Consider the following 19,930-nt stretch of genomic DNA (forward strand, 5'->3'; position numbering starts at 1 on the left):
GTCAACACCCCTTTTCAAAAAACTGACAGACCCGGTCACACCCCGGGATTTCCAAGGCCTCCACCACCGCCATCAGGATATGGTGAAAGCGGTTGGGCCTCATGTCTCCCATTCATGGAGTTGCGACTAGCCGGCAGATGAACTCGATAGCTTACCCGGCTGACTTGCCGTCAACGACATGGGAAGGCTCCCGCCGCCCCCTGTCCGATCAGCGGGCCGGGCCTCCGAAGCGAAAGCTGGCTTCCAGTCCCAACGTGCGCGGACGCAGACGGTTGGAGGTGATGTCGAACGCGGTCGGGCCGACCTGGTACACCGAGCGGAAGCTGGTTGCGCCGGTGTCGTCGGTCAGGTTGTCCGCGAACAGGGCAATGGTGAGCTGCGCCAGCTCGACACCGACCCGCGCGTCGATCCGGTCGATCGTGTCGCCCGGCAGGAATGCCGAGTAGGACGAGTTACGGCGCGGAGAGCTGTGCTGCCAGCCGATCCGGCCAAATGCCTGCACGTCGTCGCTGACCTGCGTGCTGTAGTCGGCCGAGGCATTAGCGGTGAACTTCGCCACGTCGTCGACCGCCGAGCCCTTGACGATAGCGGTGCCGGGCACAGCGCTGACGTATTCGGCATCGACGTAGGCGCCGCCCGCCGACAGGGTCAGCCCCGGCGTCGGCACTGCGACGATGCTCAATTCGGCGCCCTTGGTCCGGGTGCCGTCGGAATTGATCAGGCCGTTGAACGAGGTCCTGGGGATCGGGATGCGGACGGCCACGTCCTTCCAGTCGCTGTAGAACAGCGCGCCTTCCAGCGTCAGCTTGCGGTCCCACAGGTCCGCCTTGGCACCGACTTCGTAAGTCCAGATCGCATCCTGGCTGAGCGTGGCGGGCAGGACGACGCCGTAGACCGGGCCCAGCGCATAGGGAACGCTGGGCTGGAGCTGGCCTGAGCGGAAACCCTTCGCCGCGCTGGCGTAGATCGTAGCGTTGGCCATCGGATGCCACGCCACGGAGAAGCGCGGGTTCCACGAATGGTAAGTCTTGCCCGGCTGGTCGACCGCGACGCCCGAATTGGCCTCGAAGCCGCTCACGCGGTCCTCGAAGTAGCGCAGGCCCGCGGTCAGGTCGACGGGCACGCCGGGCAGCGTGTAGGTCGTCTCGCCGAACAGGGCGCGGGCGCGGCTGTTGATCTGGGCATCGTTGTCGATCCCGGCGGCCGAGAACTTGACGGTGTCATTGCGCTGGGAATCGCGCGCATAGCCGCCGATGGTCCACGTGAGCGGGCCGTCTCCGGTCGAGGCGAGGCGTAGTTCGTGCGCTTCCACGCCGATGTCGATGTTCACGTCGATGGTCCCGCGCGGCGAGGCACCCTGCTGCGGCACGGTGAAGTCGCTGTGCGAGTAGCTGTAGAACAATTCCGCCCCGCCGAGGTCGTACCGGGCGGTCGCGCCGTAGAGTTCCTCGCGGCTGCGGCTGGAGGGGACCGTGGTGCGCGTCTGCTCGCCGTCGTCGCGCGCGGTCGAGCCGCCGCCGGGGAAGTCGGACTCGGAGAACCAGTAGTTGCCCGTGATCGACAGGCGGTCCACCGGATCGAAGCGCAGCTTGGCGCGGAAGGTGTCGTAGGTCTGGTCGTTGACGTTGGTCTGGCCGGTGTCGCTGTTGTCGACCCAGCCCTGGTAGCGCTCGTGCGTCCCGGCGACGCGGACGGCGAGCACACCCGGGATGATCGGCGCGTTGAAGGCGCCCTTGGCGCCCGCGTTGGTGCCGCCGCCCTTGGTGTCAGACACCATGCCGAGGCCCTTGGCCTCCCAATCGTTCAGGTCGGCGCCCTTGGTCAGGATACGCACCGTGCCGCCCATCGAGCCTTCGCCGAACAGTGTGCCCTGCGGACCGCGCAAGATTTCCACGCGGTCGAGGTCCCAGGCGCGCACGTCAGGGCTGATCGGCACGGTCACGCCGGTGAACGGCAGGTCGTCGAGGTAGAAGCCGTTCTCGTTCGCGCCGAGCGAGGTCGAGATGCCGCGGATCGTGATCTTGGTGCCGAGCGCCGAGCCGCCGTCGTAGATGCCGACGCCCGGGGCTTCCTGCAGGAAATCGGCAAGGTTGGCAGCTCCGCGCTTCTCGAGCGCGGCGCCGCTCACCGCAGTGACCGCGATCGGCACGTCGATGGCCCGCTCCTCGCGCTTGCGCGCGGTGACGATTATGTCGCCGTCGCGTCCGGCATCCGCGGCGGGGGCGCCCTGCTCCTGCGCGGCGACAGGCGCGCTCATGAGAGCCGCGCCCAACAGCGCTGCGTTGCTTACCAGACGGACGGACATATGCATTAGCCTCAAAGGTCCGCGCCGGCGGATGCCGCCGGGCGGGGGTTTCTCAGGTTGACGGCAGGATTAGACTGCAGCCGGGATATCGAGGGCATCTCCAGTCGAGCGAAAGCGGCCGCCAGGCCGATGCCGGCGACCGCAAACTCAGTAGATACCGTTAGGCGCGCCTAGGCTGCAATTCGATAAGGCATGGTTAAGATGTGGAGCTGACATATCCATGCGCGCGCACTTCGGCGGATCTGCGCCGGAAGGCCACGGCACAGCGGCAGTCGGATGAACCCGTCGGCCGGGCTCCCGATCGCTCATCCCATCGGCCAGCAATGCTCCTGCAGCATGCCTTTTTCGAGTTTCGCCATGACTTTGCCGCAGGCCTCGGCGCGGGTGACGATGCCGTTCCTGTCCGCATCGAGACCGGCGTTCTGGCGGTAGCGCTTGGGATGGCGGGTGTCGCTGCGATCGAAGAGAGCGAAACTGTCGGGCCGACCCACGCCGGCAGGCCAGAGGATCGCCATGTAGATGTCGCCAAGATTACGCAGGCGGCCGCGATAGGGTTTGAAGTATTTTGCGACATAGTCGAGCTGCCGCTCGGCCGTCATGCCCGCGAGCGCCTGCACCGTCGTGCCGAGTCCGATGGCGGTCGCCGGCATGAACTGGATGAGCCCCGTCGCACCGGATCCGGCAGCGTTGCGGACGTCGGGCCGAAAGGTTTCCCCGCTCTCGAAGGCCATGCAGGCCATGAGGTCGGACGGCCTCGCTCCCAGCGGACCGCAGATCTCCACGACCTTGTTACGGAAATCCTCGGACACGTGCCGGCCCCAGGCTAGGGCCTGCGGGCGCGCGCCGATATCCAGCGCCGTGCGAAAGCGATCGACAATGCCCGGTTGGGGCTGTGGGAGCGGCGGCGGCACTTCTGGAACGCCGACCGGCAGGGCAGCGCCCGGCTCCTCGAGCGCGTTGACCGCGCGCCATACCCCTTCGATGCCCTCCTCGCGGATCAGGCGCCGCGCCTCGTCGGAAGGCGATGGCTTGCACCGGCCCCACTGCATGTGGGGGAGGTCGCGGTTGGTCCAGTCGCCGCCCCATTTGCAGCCGTGGATCTTGAAGATCTCGGCGACCTGCCGGAACCAGCCCTCTCCTCCCGGTGGCTCCCAGAAGTGCTCGCTGTGGACGACGTCGACGGCAAGGCCGTAGCCATGCCAGCTGCGCAGGTTGGTGCTGGCGTTGGTGACGGTATGATGCGGCGGCACGACCGTGCGGCCGCGCGCGAAGTAGATCGCCTGCAACTGCTGACTGCGATAGCCTTCGTAGACCATCGCATCGAGGTTCTCCCGCTCGCACTCGGCGATCGCGCGCTCCACCGCCCGCCGGAATCGGGGTGCGAGCAAGGCCAGATCCTTGTTCGGCCGTGTGTTGCTGCCTGCTCCTGCGCTCATAGAAGTCCCTCGTCCGGATCGTTGCCTATCGCCCAGCGATTGAGGATCAGTGGCTGAACCGGAGTCGCCGGAGGTGTTGCCTGCACGGCTCCCGCCGGCGCTGTGCGCCAGGCGTCGCCCGCGACATCGCCCGCCACCATGTCGCCGCCGGCCGGGGACGTATTGAGCGTTCGTTCGGGAGATGCCTCGTCCTGGCTTTTCTGCGACGGCTTCACGGTGGCCCGCACGATGATGAACTTACTGAGCATGTCGAACCAGAACGGCGCGCCCATCGTGATCGCCAACGCCGTGATCAGCCAACCGATCGGCATCAGGATGAGATCGCCCCCACTCACCGCCGCGACGGGCTTGCCCGCCACGACCTGCACCAGCGCTCCGTCGCAAGCCGGCGCGACGGCGTGCGGCGACCCTGCGGCGCCGGGCGGACGCGTTGCCGCAGGCTTCGCAGCCGGGCAGCGCCGCGCCTGCGCATCGGGAAAGAGGCCCCCCGACTGCAGGCTCCAGCCCATGGGGAAACCGATGTTCGTCAGTTCCGTGCGCAGCGCCTGCACCGTGTCTGCGGTGCCTGCGAGGCCGGCCGGGGCCGAAGGTGTTCCGGAGACGCTCGGTGAGAGAGGCGGAGCGCGCACTTCGGCTGCGCGCACCGCTGCGGCACGCAGGTCATCGTCATCCAGCAGGCGGCGCGTCACGGTGACGCTGTCGATGTTCATCACCAAGGCCGTCGCCAGACCGATGGCAAAAAGCATCCACTGCGTCCGGCGCTTGTACCAGCCCGAAGCCCGGTCCATCGAGCCGTTGAACCATGCCTCCATGCGGCGCGTGGCCTCGTCGAACGTCACCGCGCCGTCCGTGGCCACCTGCAGGGCGCGGCGGACTGCGGGATTGTCGAATCGCTCTACCTCGGCGCGCAGCCGCGCCAGATCTATCGGGCCCTTGGGACGGGGCCGCGCATAAGGGACGTCTTCGCCGTTACCGCGAACCACCACATCGACCAGCGCGGCGACGAACTGGCCGGAGGGAATATAGGAAGGCAAGTGCCGTCGCCCGGAGAAGGGGAGCTTCGCGAGCGGCGGGCCGTCTTCCTTCGGCCGCAGAGACGCGGGATCGTATTTGCCCACGAACAGACCGGCGACGATCGGATGGTTAAAGACGTCGCGCGTCATTCCAGTCCCATCCGGATCGGCGAGCAGCTCGCGAACCGCGCGCTCGAGGTCAAGCGCACGCGTCTTAAGTCCCGCCTCGATGAGCTCGCGAAGTGCACTGCAGATGAGGCTCGACATGAAGAAGAAGAACGCGAGGCTGACTGCCAGCTCCAGCGCTTTAGATCCGAGCAAGTCACTCACACCTACTCTCCCACCCGAGTCGCATTACAGCATCTCGTTAGATCATCGTAGGTCCGCCAACGTCAATGTTCCGGATACTGACAATATTCGTTATGAATACTGATGAAATCGATAAGTCCATGAATTGCTTGTATTTGCGATTTCGGGCCAACCCACCGGCAAAGGGACTGCGCGAACGCGAGGGTCCGCCGCGCGGTTCCAGGTCCATCGATGGGGTCTGGACGCCAGCGGCGACGGTGCGACCCGGAGGTGCGCGCGGGAGGATCGGACACCTTCATCCGACGCTTCGCTGGGAAGCTCGAGAGCACCGACCGGGACATCGGCACGATGCGCCCCTCCGACGAGGCTCAATCGGTGGCCGCGAGCAGCATGTCAATGCCGGACGCATGCGCTGCGGGGCCGGACTGCGACGGCCTGCCCGACCAATCGGCATCGATCGGGCGCGTGCCCGACGCGCTGAGCGTCCATACGGCTTGCGCGTTGGCGTGGACCCAGGCCGTCAGTTCCAAGCGCTCCGGGCCGGCCGGCATGTCCTCGATCAGATGGCCGAGGTGATAGGCGAAAATGCCTTTGAACATCAGCCCGTCGGAGCCGATCGAGGGCACCGGTTCACGCAGGATGCCCTGCGGCGTCGACAGGCTGCGCGTCGCGGCAAGCGCCGTCCGCACCGCCGCGGCGCGATACTGCGGGTCGCCGGTGATGGTGGTGAGGTCGGTCAGGCCGCCGAGCACCACGCCTTGGTTGTATGTGAAGTGCGGCTGCCCGTTGTTGCGACAGGCGCCGTCGAGGCCATCGTTGACCAGCCCCCCGGGCGCCATCATCGACGAACCCTCGAACCACGACCAGCCGCGAATCGCCCAGTCGCGATAGGTCTGCTGCCCGGTCGCAAGGTAAAGCTGGGTCGAGGCGTAGAGGAGCAACTCGTTGGTGATCGCGTTCTTGTAAGTGCGCTTGCGGTCCCACCACAGCCCGCCGCCGCAATGGTCGTCCCAGTAGGTCGTCACGATCCGGCGATAGGTGGAGCTGGCGTAGTCCAGCAGTTCAGGATCGCCACCAAGCCTCCATGCATGGACGTTGGCGATGACCGCCCAGAGATCGTCGTCGTTGAGATACAGGCCCGAGCGGTTGCGCGCGGCCTTGGCAATCTGCGGCCCCCATCGCCGATCGCCCGTCCGCCGCTCATAGTCGATCAGGGCATCGGCGATGACGAAGCGCTGCCATGCCTCGCTTCCGTCCCAGCCGCCAGGTTCGCCCCACTCACGGTCGAGGTAGGCGAGCGCCGCGCCCGCGCGGGACTGCCACGGGTTTTCCTCGGCATGAATGGGAACGGCGCCCAGCATCGCTGGAAAGGCGGCAAGTCGTAACAACCAGGCTTTCAAGGCTTTGATGGACTCCGCCGATGACGAGAGCTTTCGTCGTCGACGACATAACCACGTCCGCCCCGCCAAGAAAGCCATACGTGGAGCGCTTGAATTCTGGCCAGCTTGCTTCGCGAGCATATCGGCGAAGGTGCATAGTCGAGCCAGATGAAGAACTGAAGCCAGTCGCGCCGGGTCGGAGTATGGAACCTCACACCCGCGAGATGATCCGAGAGACGTTGGTCCAAGGCCTCGATCTGAACCATATGTTCGAGAGGGAGGGTCGGCCCGATAGCCGCGTCCGCGTCCTTCCGCTCGCCACCGATTCCGCGACCATCGAGGTGAAAGGCTCCTTGCCGTGCGAAGCGAACCTAAACGCATGCCGCTGATCCAGCAGTCCCTTGCTATCGCCCACGAAATCGCAACGGGGTCGATCGACGCTTGAAGCGTCCGGCTGGGATGACGGCGGTTGTGGACGAAGACGGCCATAAATATCTCGCCGGGACTTGCAGCCAATTTCTCCGACCCCACTTATTGCTGCAGTGCAGCATAAATGAATGGGCGGCGCCGACGGCGTCTTCAGCGAGGAAACGGCATGCGGACACTTTCCGACACGATCACGCGACTTGCAGCCCTTCGTGCAGCTGGGGGCGTCAGTGGGAACGTCGAAAGCGCGGGCCGGCTTAGCCTGCTGTCTGATTTCGGGGCGAATCCTGGAGCGCTTCGGGGATATCTTCATATTCCTGCGTCGCTGGGCAAGAACGCACCTCTCGTCGTCGTGCTGCACGGCTGCACCCAGACGGCCGGCGGATATGACATTGGCTCGGGCTGGTCGGACATGGCCGATCGCCACGGGTTCGCCGTGCTGTTCCCGGAACAGCAGCGACAGAACAACCCCAACTTGTGCTTCAACTGGTTTTCCCGCGAGGACAATCGGCGCGATGGCGGTGAAGCGCTCTCCATACGGCAGATGGTCGCCGCCGTAGTCGGTAGGCACAGCATCGATCCGGCACGCGTGTTCGTGACGGGACTCTCTGCGGGCGGTGCGATGACCTCCGTCATGCTTGCGACTTATCCCGATGTGTTCGCGGGCGGGGCGATCATTGCCGGGCTGCCCTATGGCTGTGCGAACACCGTGCCGCAGGCGTTCGACAGGATGCGTGGCCATGGGATGCCGCGTGCGTCGGACTTGGCGGCGCTGGTTCGGGGTGCCTCTGCCCACAACGGGACGTGGCCCAGCGTGTCGATCTGGCATGGAACCGCGGATGCAACGGTGAGCCTGAGCAATGCGCAGGCTATCGTCGATCAATGGCGGGCTTTGCACGGGGTGAGCGCAGCGCCGACCCGTACCGAGACTGTCAATGGTCATCCCCGCCGGGTGTGGTCCGATGCCGCTGGCCACGACGTGATCGAGGAGTTCACCATCGCCGGCATGGGCCACGGCACCCCCTTGGATACACTGGGGGACGATGGCTGCGGGACCAGCGGGCCCTACATGCTGGAGGCTAATATCTCCTCCACGCTTCTCATCTGTCAGTTCTGGAGCTTGGCACCAACCGCGTCCGAGGCCACTGGGAGCGCCATGCCGGTGCGCGAGAGCATCATGGAAGCTCCCAGCCCCAAAAGCCAGATTTCCCTCCCGACGTTCCAGCACCGCTCAGCCCACCGCGTCCGAGAGGTTCACGCAAACGGCGGTAGCGTGCGCAAGGTCATCGAGGATGCGTTGAGGGCGGCCGGTCTCATGCGCTAACGGCTCGACCGCTGGAAATTCTAGTAAAGGGGGGCGGGCGCCCAAGCGCCTGCCCCCCTTCTCGATGTCGTCAGAGGCTCTTCGCCATGTTCAGATGTGCCGTGACGATGGGCACCAGTTCCTTGGCAAATGCATTGAGGGACGCGACCTCTCCGCCGGCCGAATATCCCTTGAGCGCATCCAGCGTCTCCTGGTGAGCCGCGACCTGTATTTCAGCATAGGCACGGTCGAAGTCGGCGCCCGACTTCGCGCCAAGCCCGTCGAGCTTGCTTTGTTGAGCAGCACTCAACGTTGCGACCGGCGTGATCGCAGGCGTCGCGGCAGCCGAGGCGGTCTTCAGCTTTGCCGAGGAATCGGTATGCGCCTTGATCATCTGATCGGCGAAAGTCTTGATCTTGGCCGAACTCCCCTTGGCGATAGCCAGCTTCGAAGTTTCGATCTCGAACGCATCGCTCGCGGCGGCAACATTGGCGAAGGCCTGGCCAGGACTGTCCGCAGCGGCGGCCATCGCCGGATTTTCCGAGGCAGCTATGGTGGCGGTGGCATCGGTCGCCGGGTCGGCGTCCTTTTTGCAGCCAGCAAGGGTCATGGCGGCGATGGAGGCGGCGAACAGCAGGGGGTACTTCATGATTTTTGCTCCGCTTGGGACATTTCCCGATAGCGGCTGAACGGCCAATCACCCGCAATCGTTCCGCAAGGACCTTTTCCGTTCCCGCGCGTTTTTCCTCCCGGAGGTGGCCGCCTTGGAGGCGCCGCGCTATGCAGGAGCAGGACATGAGCATCTTCGGGAACATCATGAAAAAAATCTTCCACTCCGGTGATGCGGCGAAGGCCGCTCCCACCCCCGCGGCTCCTGCGCCCGCCCAAGCCCAACCTGCTCCGAGTGCCGCCCAGCCCGCACCTGCCGCGGCTCCGGCGCCGCAGGCGGCAGTCGACGTTGGTGCCGTCCTCGAAGCCATGGCCGCCATGAAGGACGATCACGGCGGCAACTACAAGTCCTCGATCGTCGACCTCCTCAAGCTGCTGGACCTGGATTCGAGCCTCGCGGCGCGCAAGGAATTGGGCGATGAACTGAACGTCCATGCCGGGGCGGACGGATCGGCGGCACAGAACATCGCGCTGCATCGCGCGGTGATGGATAAGCTTGCGGAAAACGGCGGCGTGGTGCCTGACAGCCTGCGCAGCTGAACCAGTTGAGTTGAGCGACCAGCGCTCCTCCGATACGAAAGACCGGCATGCTGCGGGTAGCGGCATGCCGGTCAGGTTCGCAGCGGTGTCGCCCAGGCGACTTGCGCCCGAGCGGTTAGTCAGAACGAGACGCTGGCGTCGATGCCGAAGGTGCGTGGCGCGTTGAAGTTGCCGTAGTCGCCCAGGATGTTGTTGACGCTGCCGGTGCTGACGCTGGTGGTCGGCGCGCCGGGCAGGCTGTTCGAGGGGTCGCGGCGGAACACGTACTGTTCGTTGAACAGGTTGCGTCCCCACACGCCCAGCGTCAGCTTGCGGTCGCCTACGCCGATGTCGGCGAGCGAGATGCGACCGTTGAAGATCAGCGAAGCGTCGTTCTTGGTGGCAAACTGGTCGAAGGCCTGAGTGGCCTGCGAGTAGTTGCCGTCGAAGTGGAACTTCAGCGTGGCATCGTTTGCACCGATAGGCAGCGCATAGTCGATCGAGCCGCTGGCCGCGTTGCGCGGGGTGAACACGATGTAGAATCGCTGGTCGACCGTGGTGGAGAGACCGCCGGCAGTGTAGGTGATCGGCACAAGCGGGATCTTGGTGTAGGTATAGGCGTAGGACGCGTTGAGCGTCAGGCCTTCGAGCGGGTTCAGCGTCAGGTCTGCCTCGATACCGCGAATTTTGGTGGTGCCGGGGGCGTTGATGGTGACCAGGTTGTTATAGTTGGAGCCGTTGAACGACTGGATGGAGCTGATGTCGACCTGGCTGTCCTTGCGATCCATGATGTAGCCCGCGAGGTTGAAGCGCGCGCGGTGGTTCCAGAAGTCGCTCTTCAGGCCCACTTCGTAGGACTTCACGTCCTCGGGGTCGAAGCCCTGGTAGTTCGCCGTGCGCGAGCTGGCGCCGCCGGCGCGGTAGCCGGTGGCGTACTTGGCGTAGACGTGCAGGTCGTCGGTGGCGTCGTAGGCCAGCGTCACCATCGGGTTGAAGCGGTTCCAGCTTTCGTCGAGCGGCTGATAACCGGCCGCCGTCGCCTTGGCCGTGTCGACGTCGTAGTTCACGTTGCGCGAGTAGTGCAGGACGCCGCGCTTCTTGTCGTGGGTGTAGCGGCCGCCGACGGTCAGGTGCAGCTGCTCGGTGGCGTTGTAGGTGAGCTGGCCATAGGCGGAGTAGCTCTTCGACCAGACTTCCGAGGCGCGGTCGATCGAGCGGCAGCCGACGTCCGAGCCGAACCCGCCCGAACCGGTGCAGGAATTGAGGATCGTGTAGACCGGCTGGCCCGCCGCGTTCAGGTAGACGCCGTTCGAGTTCGGCGTCGCCGCGTCGTCGCTGACGTGCTCGTTGAAGTAGTACAAGCCTGCGACGTAGTCGATCTTGCCGACGGTGCCGACGGCCTGCAGTTCCTGGCTGAACTGGCGCTGGCGCAGGTCGGCAAGGCTGTAGCGGCTGAACCCGCAGGGCGCGGCCTGGGTGCAGGCGGCAGTCAGGTTGACCACTGGCACGCGGTGCGCGCCGCCGCTGTTGTCCCACTGCGTCGCGTCGACGCCGCGCCATGCGGTGATGGCGCGCAGTTCGATCTCGGGCGAGACCGTCCACTTGAGGTTGTTGGTGAAGCCGTGCGTCTTGTCGACGCTGGGCTGCTGCGGCACGCCGATGTCGGCGACCTTCATGCGCGTCTTGCCGTTGACCACGACGCCCGGCAGCAGCGACTTAACGGTGCCGGTCAGGTTGGTGTAGTTGGTGCCCGGCAGGGCGCAGGCAGCATGAGCCGCCTGCGTACCGGCGGCGCAGCCGTTGGGGTTGTAGTTCAGCAGCTGGCTGTAGAACGGCGTGTTCTCGTCGCGCGCGACATCGTAGGAGAAGTCGTCGGTGATGCCGTCGATCGGCTGCCAGCGGACGGCGGCGCGGCCGCCCTTGCGATGGTACTGGTTGAAGCCGGCCTGGCCCGCGAGAGGGTTCTTGGTGGTGGGGTCCTGGTGCTGGATGACGCCATCGAGCTTGACCGAGAAGCCCGCGATCTTGGGCAGGTCGAGGTGGATGTCGCCGTTGTAGGACCCGTAGTTGCCGAAGCCGCCTTCCGCGCGCCCGCCGAACTCGCCGGTCGGGGCCTTGCTGACGATGCTGAGCGCGCCGCCCTCGGTGTTGCGGCCGAACAAGGTGCCCTGCGGACCCTTGAGCACTTCGACGCGCTCGACGTCGAACAGCCCCGCGTTCAGGCCGTGCTGGCGGCCAAGGTACACGCCGTCGATGTAGATGCCGACGCCCTGCTCGCGCGCGGGCTGGTTGGCGTCGAGCGGCACGATGCCGCGGATGCCGATGGTGAGTGCGCTCTGGCGCGCTTCGAAGGTGGCGATGCGCAGCGAAGGGATCGCGCCGTCGGCGAGGTCGTAGAGGCTCTGGACGTGGCGGTCGTCGAGCGCCTGCGTGCTCATGACCGCCATCGCGATCGGGGTGTCCTGCAGGTTCGTCTCGCGCTTGGTCGCGGTGACGACGATGTCGCCCAGACCCGAGTCCGACGAGGCGTCTGCGGCGGCGTCTGCGGCGGCGTCTGCCGCAACGTCGGCGGGAGCGGCGAATGCGCTCGTCGCGCCCATGCTGGCGAGCACCGAACCGGCGAGGAGCGCCGCGCGGACAGTTCTAATTAACATGATGAAAACACACCCTTTTAGAAACTTTTCTTGATCTGCAAGGGGGCTAATATGGAGCTTTAAAGACACTTCGATTTAGGATCGATGACACCGGCTACACGCAAGGTGTAACTAACTGTCAACTTTCAGTCATACGATTGATATCGTAGGATAAATTTTCCGAAAAAAGGTCGGGAAATATTTTCTCGGCGGGGCGTTGACCGTGCCCGCACAAATCCGCTTATCAGGCGGCTCGCATCGGCTGCCGCGACAATGGTCAGCGTGCAGCAAGCAAGGCGCCTCTACCGGCGGCGCGCTTGGCGAAAGGCCATGCTGCCATCAACCGGGGCAGCGCGCAATCAGGAGTCGAAATATGGATCTCTTGCTGGTGGAGGACGACAGGTTCCTCGCGAACTATCTCTCGCAGGAGCTGCGCGCCTGCGGCCATGAGGTCATGGTCGCTCACGACGGCCATGCCGGACTGCGCGCGGTGCTGGAGCACAAGTTCGATGCCGTCGTGCTCGACCGGATGCTGCCGCAGATCGACGGGCTGTCGGTCGTGCGCACCCTGCGCGAGGACGGCATCACGATCCCCGTCATCATGGTGACCGCGCTGGGCCAGCTCGGCGACCGGGTGGACGGGCTCGACGGCGGAGCGGACGACTACATCGTCAAGCCGGTCGATGTCGATGAACTCAACGCCCGCCTCAACGCGCTGGTGCGCGGGCGCGGCTGGACCGTCTCGGAAACTGACACCATCACTGCGAAGGACGTGACCGTCAGCCCCGCGCGGCTGCGCGCGTGGTATCGCGGCGTCGCGCTCGACCTGCCCAAGCTGGAGTTCAACCTGCTCGCCGAACTGGTGCGCAACGCGGATTCGGTCCTGACGCGCAAGATGCTGTGCGAGAAGGTCTGGCAGTACGAGTTCGAGCCGAAATCTAAGTTCGTCGACGCCTATGTCAGCCGCCTGAGGCGCCGCATCTCGGACCAGGCGGGGGACGATCCGATCGTCACCGTGCGCGGGCTGGGCTACATGATCCGCGCCTGAGAGCATGCAGCGCCTCTCGCTCCGGACCCTTGCGGGGCTGTTCTTCCTCGCCGTCCTCGTCGCCTCGATGGTCACGGCGGCGGGTACGCTGATCGTGACCCGGCGCGCGGTGGCGGGGTTCGTCGACCAGCGCATCACCAGCGAAAGCGACGAAATCGCGGAGCCCGGCGTCCCCGTCACCCGCAGCGCCGCCATCGGCCGCATCCAGGACGCCTCGCGCCGCCGCGATTCGGGCGACATTGGCTTCCTGCTCGTGGACGAGGCCGGCCGCGTACTGGCCGGCAACGTCACCCTCACCCGCAGCCTGCCGCTCGGCCTCTCGACCCTCTCCGTGGACGATCGCATCCCCGGCCTGACCCATGGCCGCGCGCTGGTGCGCGACATCGGCTCGGGCATGAGGCTGACCACGCTGGCCGAGACCGAGCCGATCCAGAACTACCGCTCGGCGCGTGTGCGGATCATCGTCGGGGGGTTCGGATCGATCATCCTCATCGTCATCGCGGGCATACTGATGCTGGGCCGCCTCATCAGCCGCCGCGTGGGCGAGATGCGTCACACGGTCGAGGCGATCATCGACGGCGACATGAAAAGCCGCGTCCCCGTCGACGGATCGGGCAGCGAACTCGACCAGCAGGCGCTGGCGTTCAACCGCATGCTCGACCGCATCCAGGCGCTGATGGCGAGCATCTCCAACGTCTCGCACGACATCGCGCACGACTTGCGCACCCCGCTGGCGCGGCTGCGCGCGAACCTCGCGCTCATGCACCGCGAGGCCGACGAGCCGCGCCTACAGGAAGGCCTTGAGGCCGCGCTTGCCGAAAGCGACCAGATCCTCGAGCTGTTCACCGCGATCCTGCGCATCGCCGAAGTCGAAGGCGGAGACCGCCGCGCCGGTTTCGCGGATTTCGACCTCGCGCTTTTGCTCGCCGACGCGGCAGCGATGATGGAACCTCTGGTCGAAGAGGAAGGCCGCATGATGCAGGTGCAGCAATTACCTGAAGCCCATATCCACGGCGACCGGCAACTCATGATGCAAGCTATCGTCAATCTCATCGAGAATGCCATCCGCTACACGCCGCCCGGAACGCGTATCAGCGTGGGGCTCTCCGTGTCGGGCGCATTGGCAAGATTGACGGTCGAGGACGACGGCCCCGGCATACCTGCCGACCTGCGTGCCGATGCCATGCGGCGCTTCGGCCGATTGGAAAGCGCGCGCAACTTCCCTGGCAACGGGCTCGGGCTGCCGCTGGTCGAGGGAATAGCGCGGCTTCACCGAGGCGAAATGACGCTGGAGAATGCCGCCCCGGGGCTGCGGGTCGTCATTACCCTTCCCGTGAGCGCCGGATAAGACGCGATTATCCGGCCTAAAGCCACTTGAGCTTCCTGAAACGCCGGTAGAGCATCACGCATATGCACGCGATTGCGATCAGGACGACATAGTAGCCGAAGCGCGTGTCGAGTTCCGGCATGTTCTTGAAGTTCATCCCGTAGATCCCGGCGATAGCGGTCGGGACAGCCAGGATCGCGGCCCATGCAGCCAGTTGCCGCGTGATGGCGCCGGTGCGTTGCTGCTCGAGGAGATTACTGAACTCGAACACGGAATTGAGAACTTCCTTGAGGCTGTCCGCCATCGCCTGCACGCGGCGGACGTGATCGTTGACGTCGCTGAAGTACGGACGGGCGTCCAGATCGATGCAGGGCAATTCGGCACGGACGAACTTGGCTGCCACCTCTCCCATCGGGATCAGGACTCGCTGGAAGCGAATGACCTCGCGCCGCAGGCTGAAGATGCGGATGACCTCGTCGCGGCCCAGGAAACTGTCGACCGTCCTGCGCTCCATCGCCAGGGTATCTTCCTCGATCGTCTCCATGATCGGCAGGTATCCATCGACAATGTAGTCGAGGATGGCGTGGAGCACGTAGTCCACGCCCTTCTGCAGCATCGCGGGATCCTGTTCGAGCTGGCCACGCAGCCTGGAGAATTCTCGCTCGTGCCCGTGCCGGACAGTGATGATATGGCTGTGGCCGACGAAGATCGAAACCTCGCCATACCTGATCTCGTCGTTCACGAGCTCGGCGGTGCGCGCGGTCACGAAGAGCTGGTCCCGGTAGACATCCACCTTGGGAATCTGCTTCGCGGTGATGGCGTCTTCCACCGCCAGCGGGTGCAGTCCGTATTGTTCCTGGAGCAAGCGCAGGTCGTCAGGCGTCGGATCGAGCAGCCCGATCCAGACGAACTCCGACCGGTCGTCCGGGCAATGGACCTTTTCGGCTATATCGATGTCCCGGACCCGACTGCCATTCCGGTAGAGTACCGCGGCGACCACGCTCATGCTTTTTGCTCCAAAGACCCGGCTTACCGGACCCCGTAAAAGCGATGGCCGTACGACTTTGCTCCTGATCCGGTGCGCAATATCTGCAAGTCTCGACCGCCGCGGCCGGCATGGGCATGCAGGCTTGCGCTGGACAATCTCGAGAAACCCACAGTTAGCGTAAGGGCTCTCCCATGTGGATTGCCAGCCAGATCGTCGGATCGGCTGTATGTGTCACACGGTGCGGCACGCCGGCAGGGACCAGAATATGATCGCCGGTGCGAAGGGTCCGCACGCCTATATCATCGAGTTGAAGTTCGGCCGCTCCCGCGAGGATGAGCACCCATTCGTCCCAGTCCTGAATATAGGGCCGGTCAGGCGGCGTGGTATGGCCATGCGACACAATGCGTTCGATGCGGACACCGGGGCGGCGCAGAACGTCCTGGAAAAGCTCGTCGTCCGAGCCGCGCTCTCCCAGGCGCAGGAGGTTCGCCGGCGCCTCGGCCGTCGGATCGTTATCGGATGTGCAGTTCATGGCCGGCACTATGAAGGCTGGTGCCCCGGACGAAAAGTGGAACCACAAGCCACGCACCTGCCCTGATGCCCCCCTGCCAGGCGCCGGAAGGAACCTCGGGGAATGGTGCTCGATAACGCTTCCCACGACGCCTCGGACAGCCTACAGGCCCGCTATCCCCGGGGGGCCGCTTAAGCGTGGCTGAGAGGTGGTCAGCAGACCACGACCCGCTGAACCTGATCCGGTTGATACCGGCGTAGGGAGGGCCGGCGGCAGTTCTTCCGTTGTCCCTCCAAATGGAGTGGACGCGAGATTATGGCTGCTGGTTTCAGATTTCTTGGCGGAGCGGCGCTGGCCTTCCCGGTCCTGCTTTTCGCTCCGGCCGCGATGGCGTCGGATGCGGCAGATGACGCGGATCGTGGCGACATCCAGGTCATCGGCCATCCCGATCCCGAGGGATTGCTGCCCGACCAGACCGCCCCCAAGGCGGTCAGCGCGATCTCCTCGGACTTCATCGTCAAGCAGGCACCGACGCTGAACGCCTTCCAGCTGGTCAACCTGCTGCCGGGCGCCAATGTCTCGTCGAGCGATCCTTATGGGCTGTCCGCGACGTCCAGCCTGACCCTTCGCGGGTTGGGGCAAGACCAGATCGGCGTGCTGCTGGAAGGCGCGCCGCAGAACGACATCGGCTACTACTACGCCTATCCCTCGCAGTTCGCCGATGCCGAGAATGTGCGGCAGGTGGCGCTGGCGCAAGGCTCCGCCGATATCGACGCCCCGGTCGTCGCGGCTGCGGGCGGTTTGCTTTCGCTGACCCTGGACGATCCCAAGGCCGACATGGGCGGCCTCGTCAACCTCTCCGTGGGTTCCTATGACGAACGGCGCATCTTCGCCCGGTTCGATACCGGCACGCTCGGAGCGAGCGGCCTCAAGGCCTTCGTCTCCTATTCGAACAACCGGGCGGACAACTGGCGCGGCGCGGGCTTTGACAAGCGCCAGCACATCGATGCCAAGCTGCTGGGGGAGTGGGGCGAGGGCAACCGTGCCAGCATCGCCGTATCCTACAACGACGCCAGCACCTCGGCCTATCCCAGCCCTACCCTTGCCGACTGGCAGGCGAGCGGGCGCGGCTTCAACCATGACGAGCGCTACACGGACGGCAACACCAGCTACTGGCGCCTCTATCGCGGCCCGTTCCGCAACCTCTACTTCGCCGCCCCGGTCCATCTCAAGCTGAGCGACAGCCTGACGTTCGACAGTTCCGCCTATCTCCAGTTCGGCCACGGCAACTCGCCCTACGGCACGCAGCTGACCACCACCGGCAACTACCTTGGCAACGAGGAACTGACGCAGCCGATCGCCCTGCCCGGCTCGGTCGACGGGCTTGCCACCGTGCTCGGCAACTACACCGGCAAGCAGTTCCGCGTCGGCGATGTGAGCAAACTCACCCTCAAGGCTGGCGCACACACGATTACCGCCGGGCTGTGGTTCGACTACGGGACCGACCGCGTCACCCAGTCCTACACATCGATCGGCGCTGATGGCCGTCCGTTCGACGAGTGGGGCTATCAGGACGAAGCGATCAAGACCGCCGATGGGCGCCTGCTCGCCTACGAGAACCAGCGTACGGAGACCGTGACCAAGGGCTTCTTCCTCGCCGACAGCATCGCGATCACGGAGCGCCTCGGCGTCGATATCGGCTTCAAGGGCGTGAGCATGGTGCGCAACGGCACCAACTACCTGCCGGGACCGCAGTCGGATGTGCACTTCGACAGCTTCGCCGCGCTGCCCCGCGCCGCAGTCCACTTCCAGCTGGACGAGCGGCAGCAGTTGTTCGCGAACATCACGACCAACTTCCGGACCCCCAACGAATTCGCGCTCTACGACAGCTATTACGGCGGCGTGCTGGTGGGACAGGGGACGAACGCGCTCAAGAACGAATACTCTGTCTCCGAGGAACTGGGCTACCGCTACATCGGCCCCAGCCTGTCGTTCTCGCTGACAGCCTTCCACTATCACTTCCGCAACCGGCAGGTGGCGACGGTGGTCGAAAGCGGCGGCGCGCTCGTCAATTCGACCGTCAACGCCGGCAGCCAGACCTCATACGGGCTCGACGGGGAGATCGACTATCGCCCGGCGAAGGGCGTCAGCGTCTATGTCTCGGGCGAATACCTGCACGCGCGGCTGAAGGACGACCTGCCTATCGGCGGCGACTATCTGCCGACCAAGGGCAAGCATGCGGTGTCGAGCCCAAGCTTCCAGTTCGCCATGGGCAGCACTTACGACGACGGAAGGCTGTTCGGCAGTACGGCGCTGAAGTACGTCGGACGGCAGTATTCGACCTTCATGAATGACGAGAGCATCAAGGGCTATGCCACGCTAGACCTGTCGGTGGGCGTGCACCTTGCCGGGCTGATCGACGCGCAGCGCATGGACCTGCGGCTCAACGCGATCAACGTGACGAACCCGCACGTGCTGTCGGGCGTCTACGCGGTCAGCAGCAATGCGCAGGATACGGTTGGCCGGAACGGCTCGGTCATTTCGGGCTCGGCACCGTCGTACTACGTCGGCCCCGGCCGGGCCTTCGTGGCGACGCTGTCGCGCGCGTTCTGACCATGAGCGGCAAGGCGCCTCATCTCGTGCACGGCATGGGCACCGCGCTTGAGGCGCCGACATGGCCCGCGATCACCGTGGCCGAGGCGGAGGAGCTCCTGGGCCGCTTCCCCGCCGCCGGGCGTTTGACCGCGCTGCGCTGGCATTCGCCGCGCCCGTTCTCCGCGGCGACGCTGGCGGAGACGGGCGAGGGAGAGTTCTTCCTCAAGCGCCATCACCGCCTGCTGCGCACCCCCGCCGCTCTGGCGGAAGAGCATGCCTTCATGGCGCATCTCCGGGCGGCCGGGCTGACGGTGCCGGAGGTCGTCGAGGCGAGCGATGGCACCGGCTCCATAGCGGAAGGCGAGTGGACCTACGAACTGCATCGCAAGGGGCCGGGCATCGACCTCTACCGCGACCGGCCATCGTGGACGCCGCTCCTGACGCGGGGCCATGCCTTCGAAGCGGGCGCCGCACTGGCGCGGCTGCATCTGGCGGCGCAGGGTTTTGCAGGGTCACCGCGTGAGGCGCATCCGCTCGTCTCCAGCTTCACGATCCTGCCAGCGCACGACCCTCTGGCCGCAGCCCAAGGTTACGTCGTGGCCCGACCCGCGCTTGCCGCATTCCTGGCGGACAAGCCCTGGCAGGAGCAACTGGCCCGCCTGTTCGCGTCGCTGGGCGCCGGGCTTTCCGAGCGGCTGGTGGACCAGAAACCGCTCTGGACGCACAATGACTGGCACCCCTCGAACCTGCTCTGGTCGCCAGATGGCGCGGTGAGCACGGTCTTCGACTTCGGACTGTCTACTCGGACCTGCGCGCTCCACGACCTCGCCACAGCGATCGAGCGGACGGCCATCCCGTGGCTGGAACCGGACGACGAAGCCGCCGACGCGGAGGCCGCAGTGGCGCTCCTTGCGGGTTACCGGACGGTTCTTTCCTTGACGTCGGAACAGGTACAGACCGTCCTGCGCCTGCTGCCGCTGGTGCATGTCGAATTCGCGCTTTCGGAGGCCGACTATTTCGCCGGAATCCTCGGCGACCCCGACCAGGCGATGCTGGCGTGGCAGGGCTATCTCATCGACCATGCGGACTGGTTCCTCTCACCCGCCGGGCAGCACTTCCTCATGCAGATCGAGACAGGAGCAGCGGCCTGATGTCGGCGCTTGAGATCATCGCCGTCGTCGTCAGCTTCCTCGGCATCTGGCTGACCGCGAAGCGCCGGGTACTGTGCTGGCCAGTCAGCCTCCTGGCCTGCGCGCTCTACTTCCAGTTGTTCCTCGAAGTGCGGCTCTATGCGGACATGGTGCTGCAGGCTCTGTTCGGCATCGCCATCCTCTATGGCTGGGTCGTCTGGGCGCGGGGGAAGGAGGACCAGGGCGAGGTGGTCGTGGAGCCGTTGCCACGCTTGGCGGCGTTCCTCGGGCTGGCAGTCGGTGCCACCGGCGCCGTCGCCATTGGCTGGGTCACCAGCC

General features: G+C 65.4%; 15 protein-coding genes and 1 riboswitch. Of the genes, 7 read left to right on the forward strand and 8 right to left on the reverse strand.

Annotation, left to right across the window (positions count from 1 at the left end; translation table 11 throughout):
- Window positions 1-208: 208 nt before the first annotated feature.
- The 4 genes from PMI02_RS13050 to PMI02_RS13065 form a co-directional block, all read right to left on the reverse strand.
- Window positions 209-2,257, reverse strand: coding sequence for a TonB-dependent receptor (locus tag PMI02_RS13050; RefSeq protein WP_238539070.1), 2,049 nt, complete (start codon window positions 2,255-2,257; stop codon window positions 209-211).
- 353 nt (window positions 2,258-2,610) lie between these two features.
- The gene (locus PMI02_RS26430; RefSeq protein ID WP_162130159.1) at window positions 2,611-3,693 is read right to left on the reverse strand and encodes a M15 family metallopeptidase; all 1,083 of its coding nucleotides are present in this window, start codon (window positions 3,691-3,693) and stop codon (window positions 2,611-2,613) included.
- Window positions 3,694-3,737: 44 nt separating this feature from the next.
- Window positions 3,738-5,021 carry a hypothetical protein gene (locus PMI02_RS13060; protein WP_162130160.1) on the reverse strand — a complete coding sequence of 428 codons (1,284 nt, stop codon included), beginning with the start codon at window positions 5,019-5,021 and terminating at the stop codon, window positions 3,738-3,740.
- 410 nt (window positions 5,022-5,431) lie between these two features.
- The gene (locus PMI02_RS13065; RefSeq protein WP_007683350.1) at window positions 5,432-6,424 is read right to left on the reverse strand and encodes a glycoside hydrolase family 76 protein; all 993 of its coding nucleotides are present in this window, start codon (window positions 6,422-6,424) and stop codon (window positions 5,432-5,434) included.
- 613 nt (window positions 6,425-7,037) lie between these two features.
- Between PMI02_RS13065 and PMI02_RS13075 the strand changes: the two genes are divergently transcribed.
- Window positions 7,038-8,192 carry a PHB depolymerase family esterase gene (locus tag PMI02_RS13075; RefSeq protein ID WP_007683351.1) on the forward strand — a complete coding sequence of 385 codons (1,155 nt, stop codon included), beginning with the start codon at window positions 7,038-7,040 and terminating at the stop codon, window positions 8,190-8,192.
- Between the two features lie 70 nt (window positions 8,193-8,262).
- Here the strand turns inward: PMI02_RS13075 and PMI02_RS13080 are convergent, their stop codons facing one another.
- Window positions 8,263-8,820 (reverse strand): DUF4142 domain-containing protein, encoded by a 558-nt coding sequence (locus PMI02_RS13080; RefSeq protein WP_007683353.1) that lies wholly within the window; start codon window positions 8,818-8,820, stop codon window positions 8,263-8,265.
- Window positions 8,821-8,966: 146 nt separating this feature from the next.
- On the opposite strand from PMI02_RS13080, the gene PMI02_RS13085 reads away from it, so the two are divergent.
- Window positions 8,967-9,380: a DUF3597 family protein gene (locus PMI02_RS13085; RefSeq protein WP_007683355.1), complete on the forward strand. Its 414-nt coding sequence runs from the start codon at window positions 8,967-8,969 to the stop codon at window positions 9,378-9,380.
- A 119-nt stretch (window positions 9,381-9,499) separates the two neighbouring features.
- Here the strand turns inward: PMI02_RS13085 and PMI02_RS13090 are convergent, their stop codons facing one another.
- Window positions 9,500-12,013, reverse strand: coding sequence for a TonB-dependent receptor (locus tag PMI02_RS13090; RefSeq protein ID WP_007683356.1), 2,514 nt, complete (start codon window positions 12,011-12,013; stop codon window positions 9,500-9,502).
- Window positions 12,014-12,365: 352 nt separating this feature from the next.
- Here PMI02_RS13090 and PMI02_RS13095 point away from each other — a divergent pair, with 352 nt between their 5' ends.
- The gene (locus tag PMI02_RS13095) at window positions 12,366-13,040 is read left to right on the forward strand and encodes a response regulator transcription factor (RefSeq protein ID WP_007683358.1); all 675 of its coding nucleotides are present in this window, start codon (window positions 12,366-12,368) and stop codon (window positions 13,038-13,040) included.
- A gap of 4 nt (window positions 13,041-13,044) precedes the next feature.
- Entirely contained in the window at window positions 13,045-14,388 is a 1,344-nt protein-coding gene (locus tag PMI02_RS13100; RefSeq protein WP_007683360.1) for an ATP-binding protein, read from the forward strand.
- A gap of 16 nt (window positions 14,389-14,404) precedes the next feature.
- Here the strand turns inward: PMI02_RS13100 and PMI02_RS13105 are convergent, their stop codons facing one another.
- Entirely contained in the window at window positions 14,405-15,373 is a 969-nt protein-coding gene (locus PMI02_RS13105) for a magnesium and cobalt transport protein CorA (RefSeq protein WP_007683362.1), read from the reverse strand.
- A 154-nt stretch (window positions 15,374-15,527) separates the two neighbouring features.
- On the reverse strand, window positions 15,528-15,887 hold the full coding sequence (locus tag PMI02_RS13110) for a cupin domain-containing protein (RefSeq protein ID WP_007683364.1): 360 nt from the start codon (window positions 15,885-15,887) through the stop codon (window positions 15,528-15,530).
- Between the two features lie 149 nt (window positions 15,888-16,036).
- Window positions 16,037-16,146, forward strand: a riboswitch (TPP riboswitch).
- 35 nt (window positions 16,147-16,181) lie between these two features.
- Between PMI02_RS13110 and PMI02_RS13115 the strand changes: the two genes are divergently transcribed.
- The 3 genes from PMI02_RS13115 to PMI02_RS13125 form a co-directional block, all read left to right on the forward strand.
- Entirely contained in the window at window positions 16,182-18,479 is a 2,298-nt protein-coding gene (locus PMI02_RS13115; protein WP_007683366.1) for a TonB-dependent receptor, read from the forward strand.
- 2 nt (window positions 18,480-18,481) lie between these two features.
- A complete protein-coding gene (locus tag PMI02_RS13120; protein WP_007683369.1) occupies window positions 18,482-19,612 on the forward strand; it encodes a phosphotransferase enzyme family protein in 1,131 nt (376 codons plus the stop codon).
- On the forward strand, window positions 19,612-19,930 hold a 319-nt coding region (locus PMI02_RS13125; RefSeq protein WP_007683371.1), incomplete at its 3' end, for a nicotinamide mononucleotide transporter family protein. The genes PMI02_RS13120 and PMI02_RS13125, both read left to right, overlap by 1 nt.

The organism is Novosphingobium sp. AP12 (assembly GCF_000281975.1).
Taxonomy (GTDB): domain Bacteria; phylum Pseudomonadota; class Alphaproteobacteria; order Sphingomonadales; family Sphingomonadaceae; genus Novosphingobium.

Excerpts from the sequence above, each read along its gene's own strand:
- PMI02_RS13050 (WP_238539070.1), bottom strand. The coding sequence starts at position 2,257 with ATGAGCGCGCCTGTCGCCGCGCAGGAGCAGGGCGCCCCCGCCGCGGAT.
- PMI02_RS13060 (WP_162130160.1), bottom strand. The coding sequence starts at position 5,021 with ATGTCGAGCCTCATCTGCAGTGCACTTCGCGAGCTCATCGAGGCGGGA.
- PMI02_RS13065 (WP_007683350.1), bottom strand. The coding sequence starts at position 6,424 with ATGCTGGGCGCCGTTCCCATTCATGCCGAGGAAAACCCGTGGCAGTCC.
- PMI02_RS13075 (WP_007683351.1), top strand. The coding sequence starts at position 7,038 with ATGCGGACACTTTCCGACACGATCACGCGACTTGCAGCCCTTCGTGCA.
- PMI02_RS13080 (WP_007683353.1), bottom strand. The coding sequence starts at position 8,820 with ATGAAGTACCCCCTGCTGTTCGCCGCCTCCATCGCCGCCATGACCCTT.
- PMI02_RS13085 (WP_007683355.1), top strand. The coding sequence starts at position 8,967 with ATGAGCATCTTCGGGAACATCATGAAAAAAATCTTCCACTCCGGTGAT.
- PMI02_RS13090 (WP_007683356.1), bottom strand. The coding sequence starts at position 12,013 with ATGTTAATTAGAACTGTCCGCGCGGCGCTCCTCGCCGGTTCGGTGCTC.
- PMI02_RS13095 (WP_007683358.1), top strand. The coding sequence starts at position 12,366 with ATGGATCTCTTGCTGGTGGAGGACGACAGGTTCCTCGCGAACTATCTC.
- PMI02_RS13100 (WP_007683360.1), top strand. The coding sequence starts at position 13,045 with ATGCAGCGCCTCTCGCTCCGGACCCTTGCGGGGCTGTTCTTCCTCGCC.
- PMI02_RS13105 (WP_007683362.1), bottom strand. The coding sequence starts at position 15,373 with ATGAGCGTGGTCGCCGCGGTACTCTACCGGAATGGCAGTCGGGTCCGG.
- PMI02_RS13110 (WP_007683364.1), bottom strand. The coding sequence starts at position 15,887 with ATGAACTGCACATCCGATAACGATCCGACGGCCGAGGCGCCGGCGAAC.
- PMI02_RS13115 (WP_007683366.1), top strand. The coding sequence starts at position 16,182 with ATGGCTGCTGGTTTCAGATTTCTTGGCGGAGCGGCGCTGGCCTTCCCG.
- PMI02_RS13120 (WP_007683369.1), top strand. The coding sequence starts at position 18,482 with ATGAGCGGCAAGGCGCCTCATCTCGTGCACGGCATGGGCACCGCGCTT.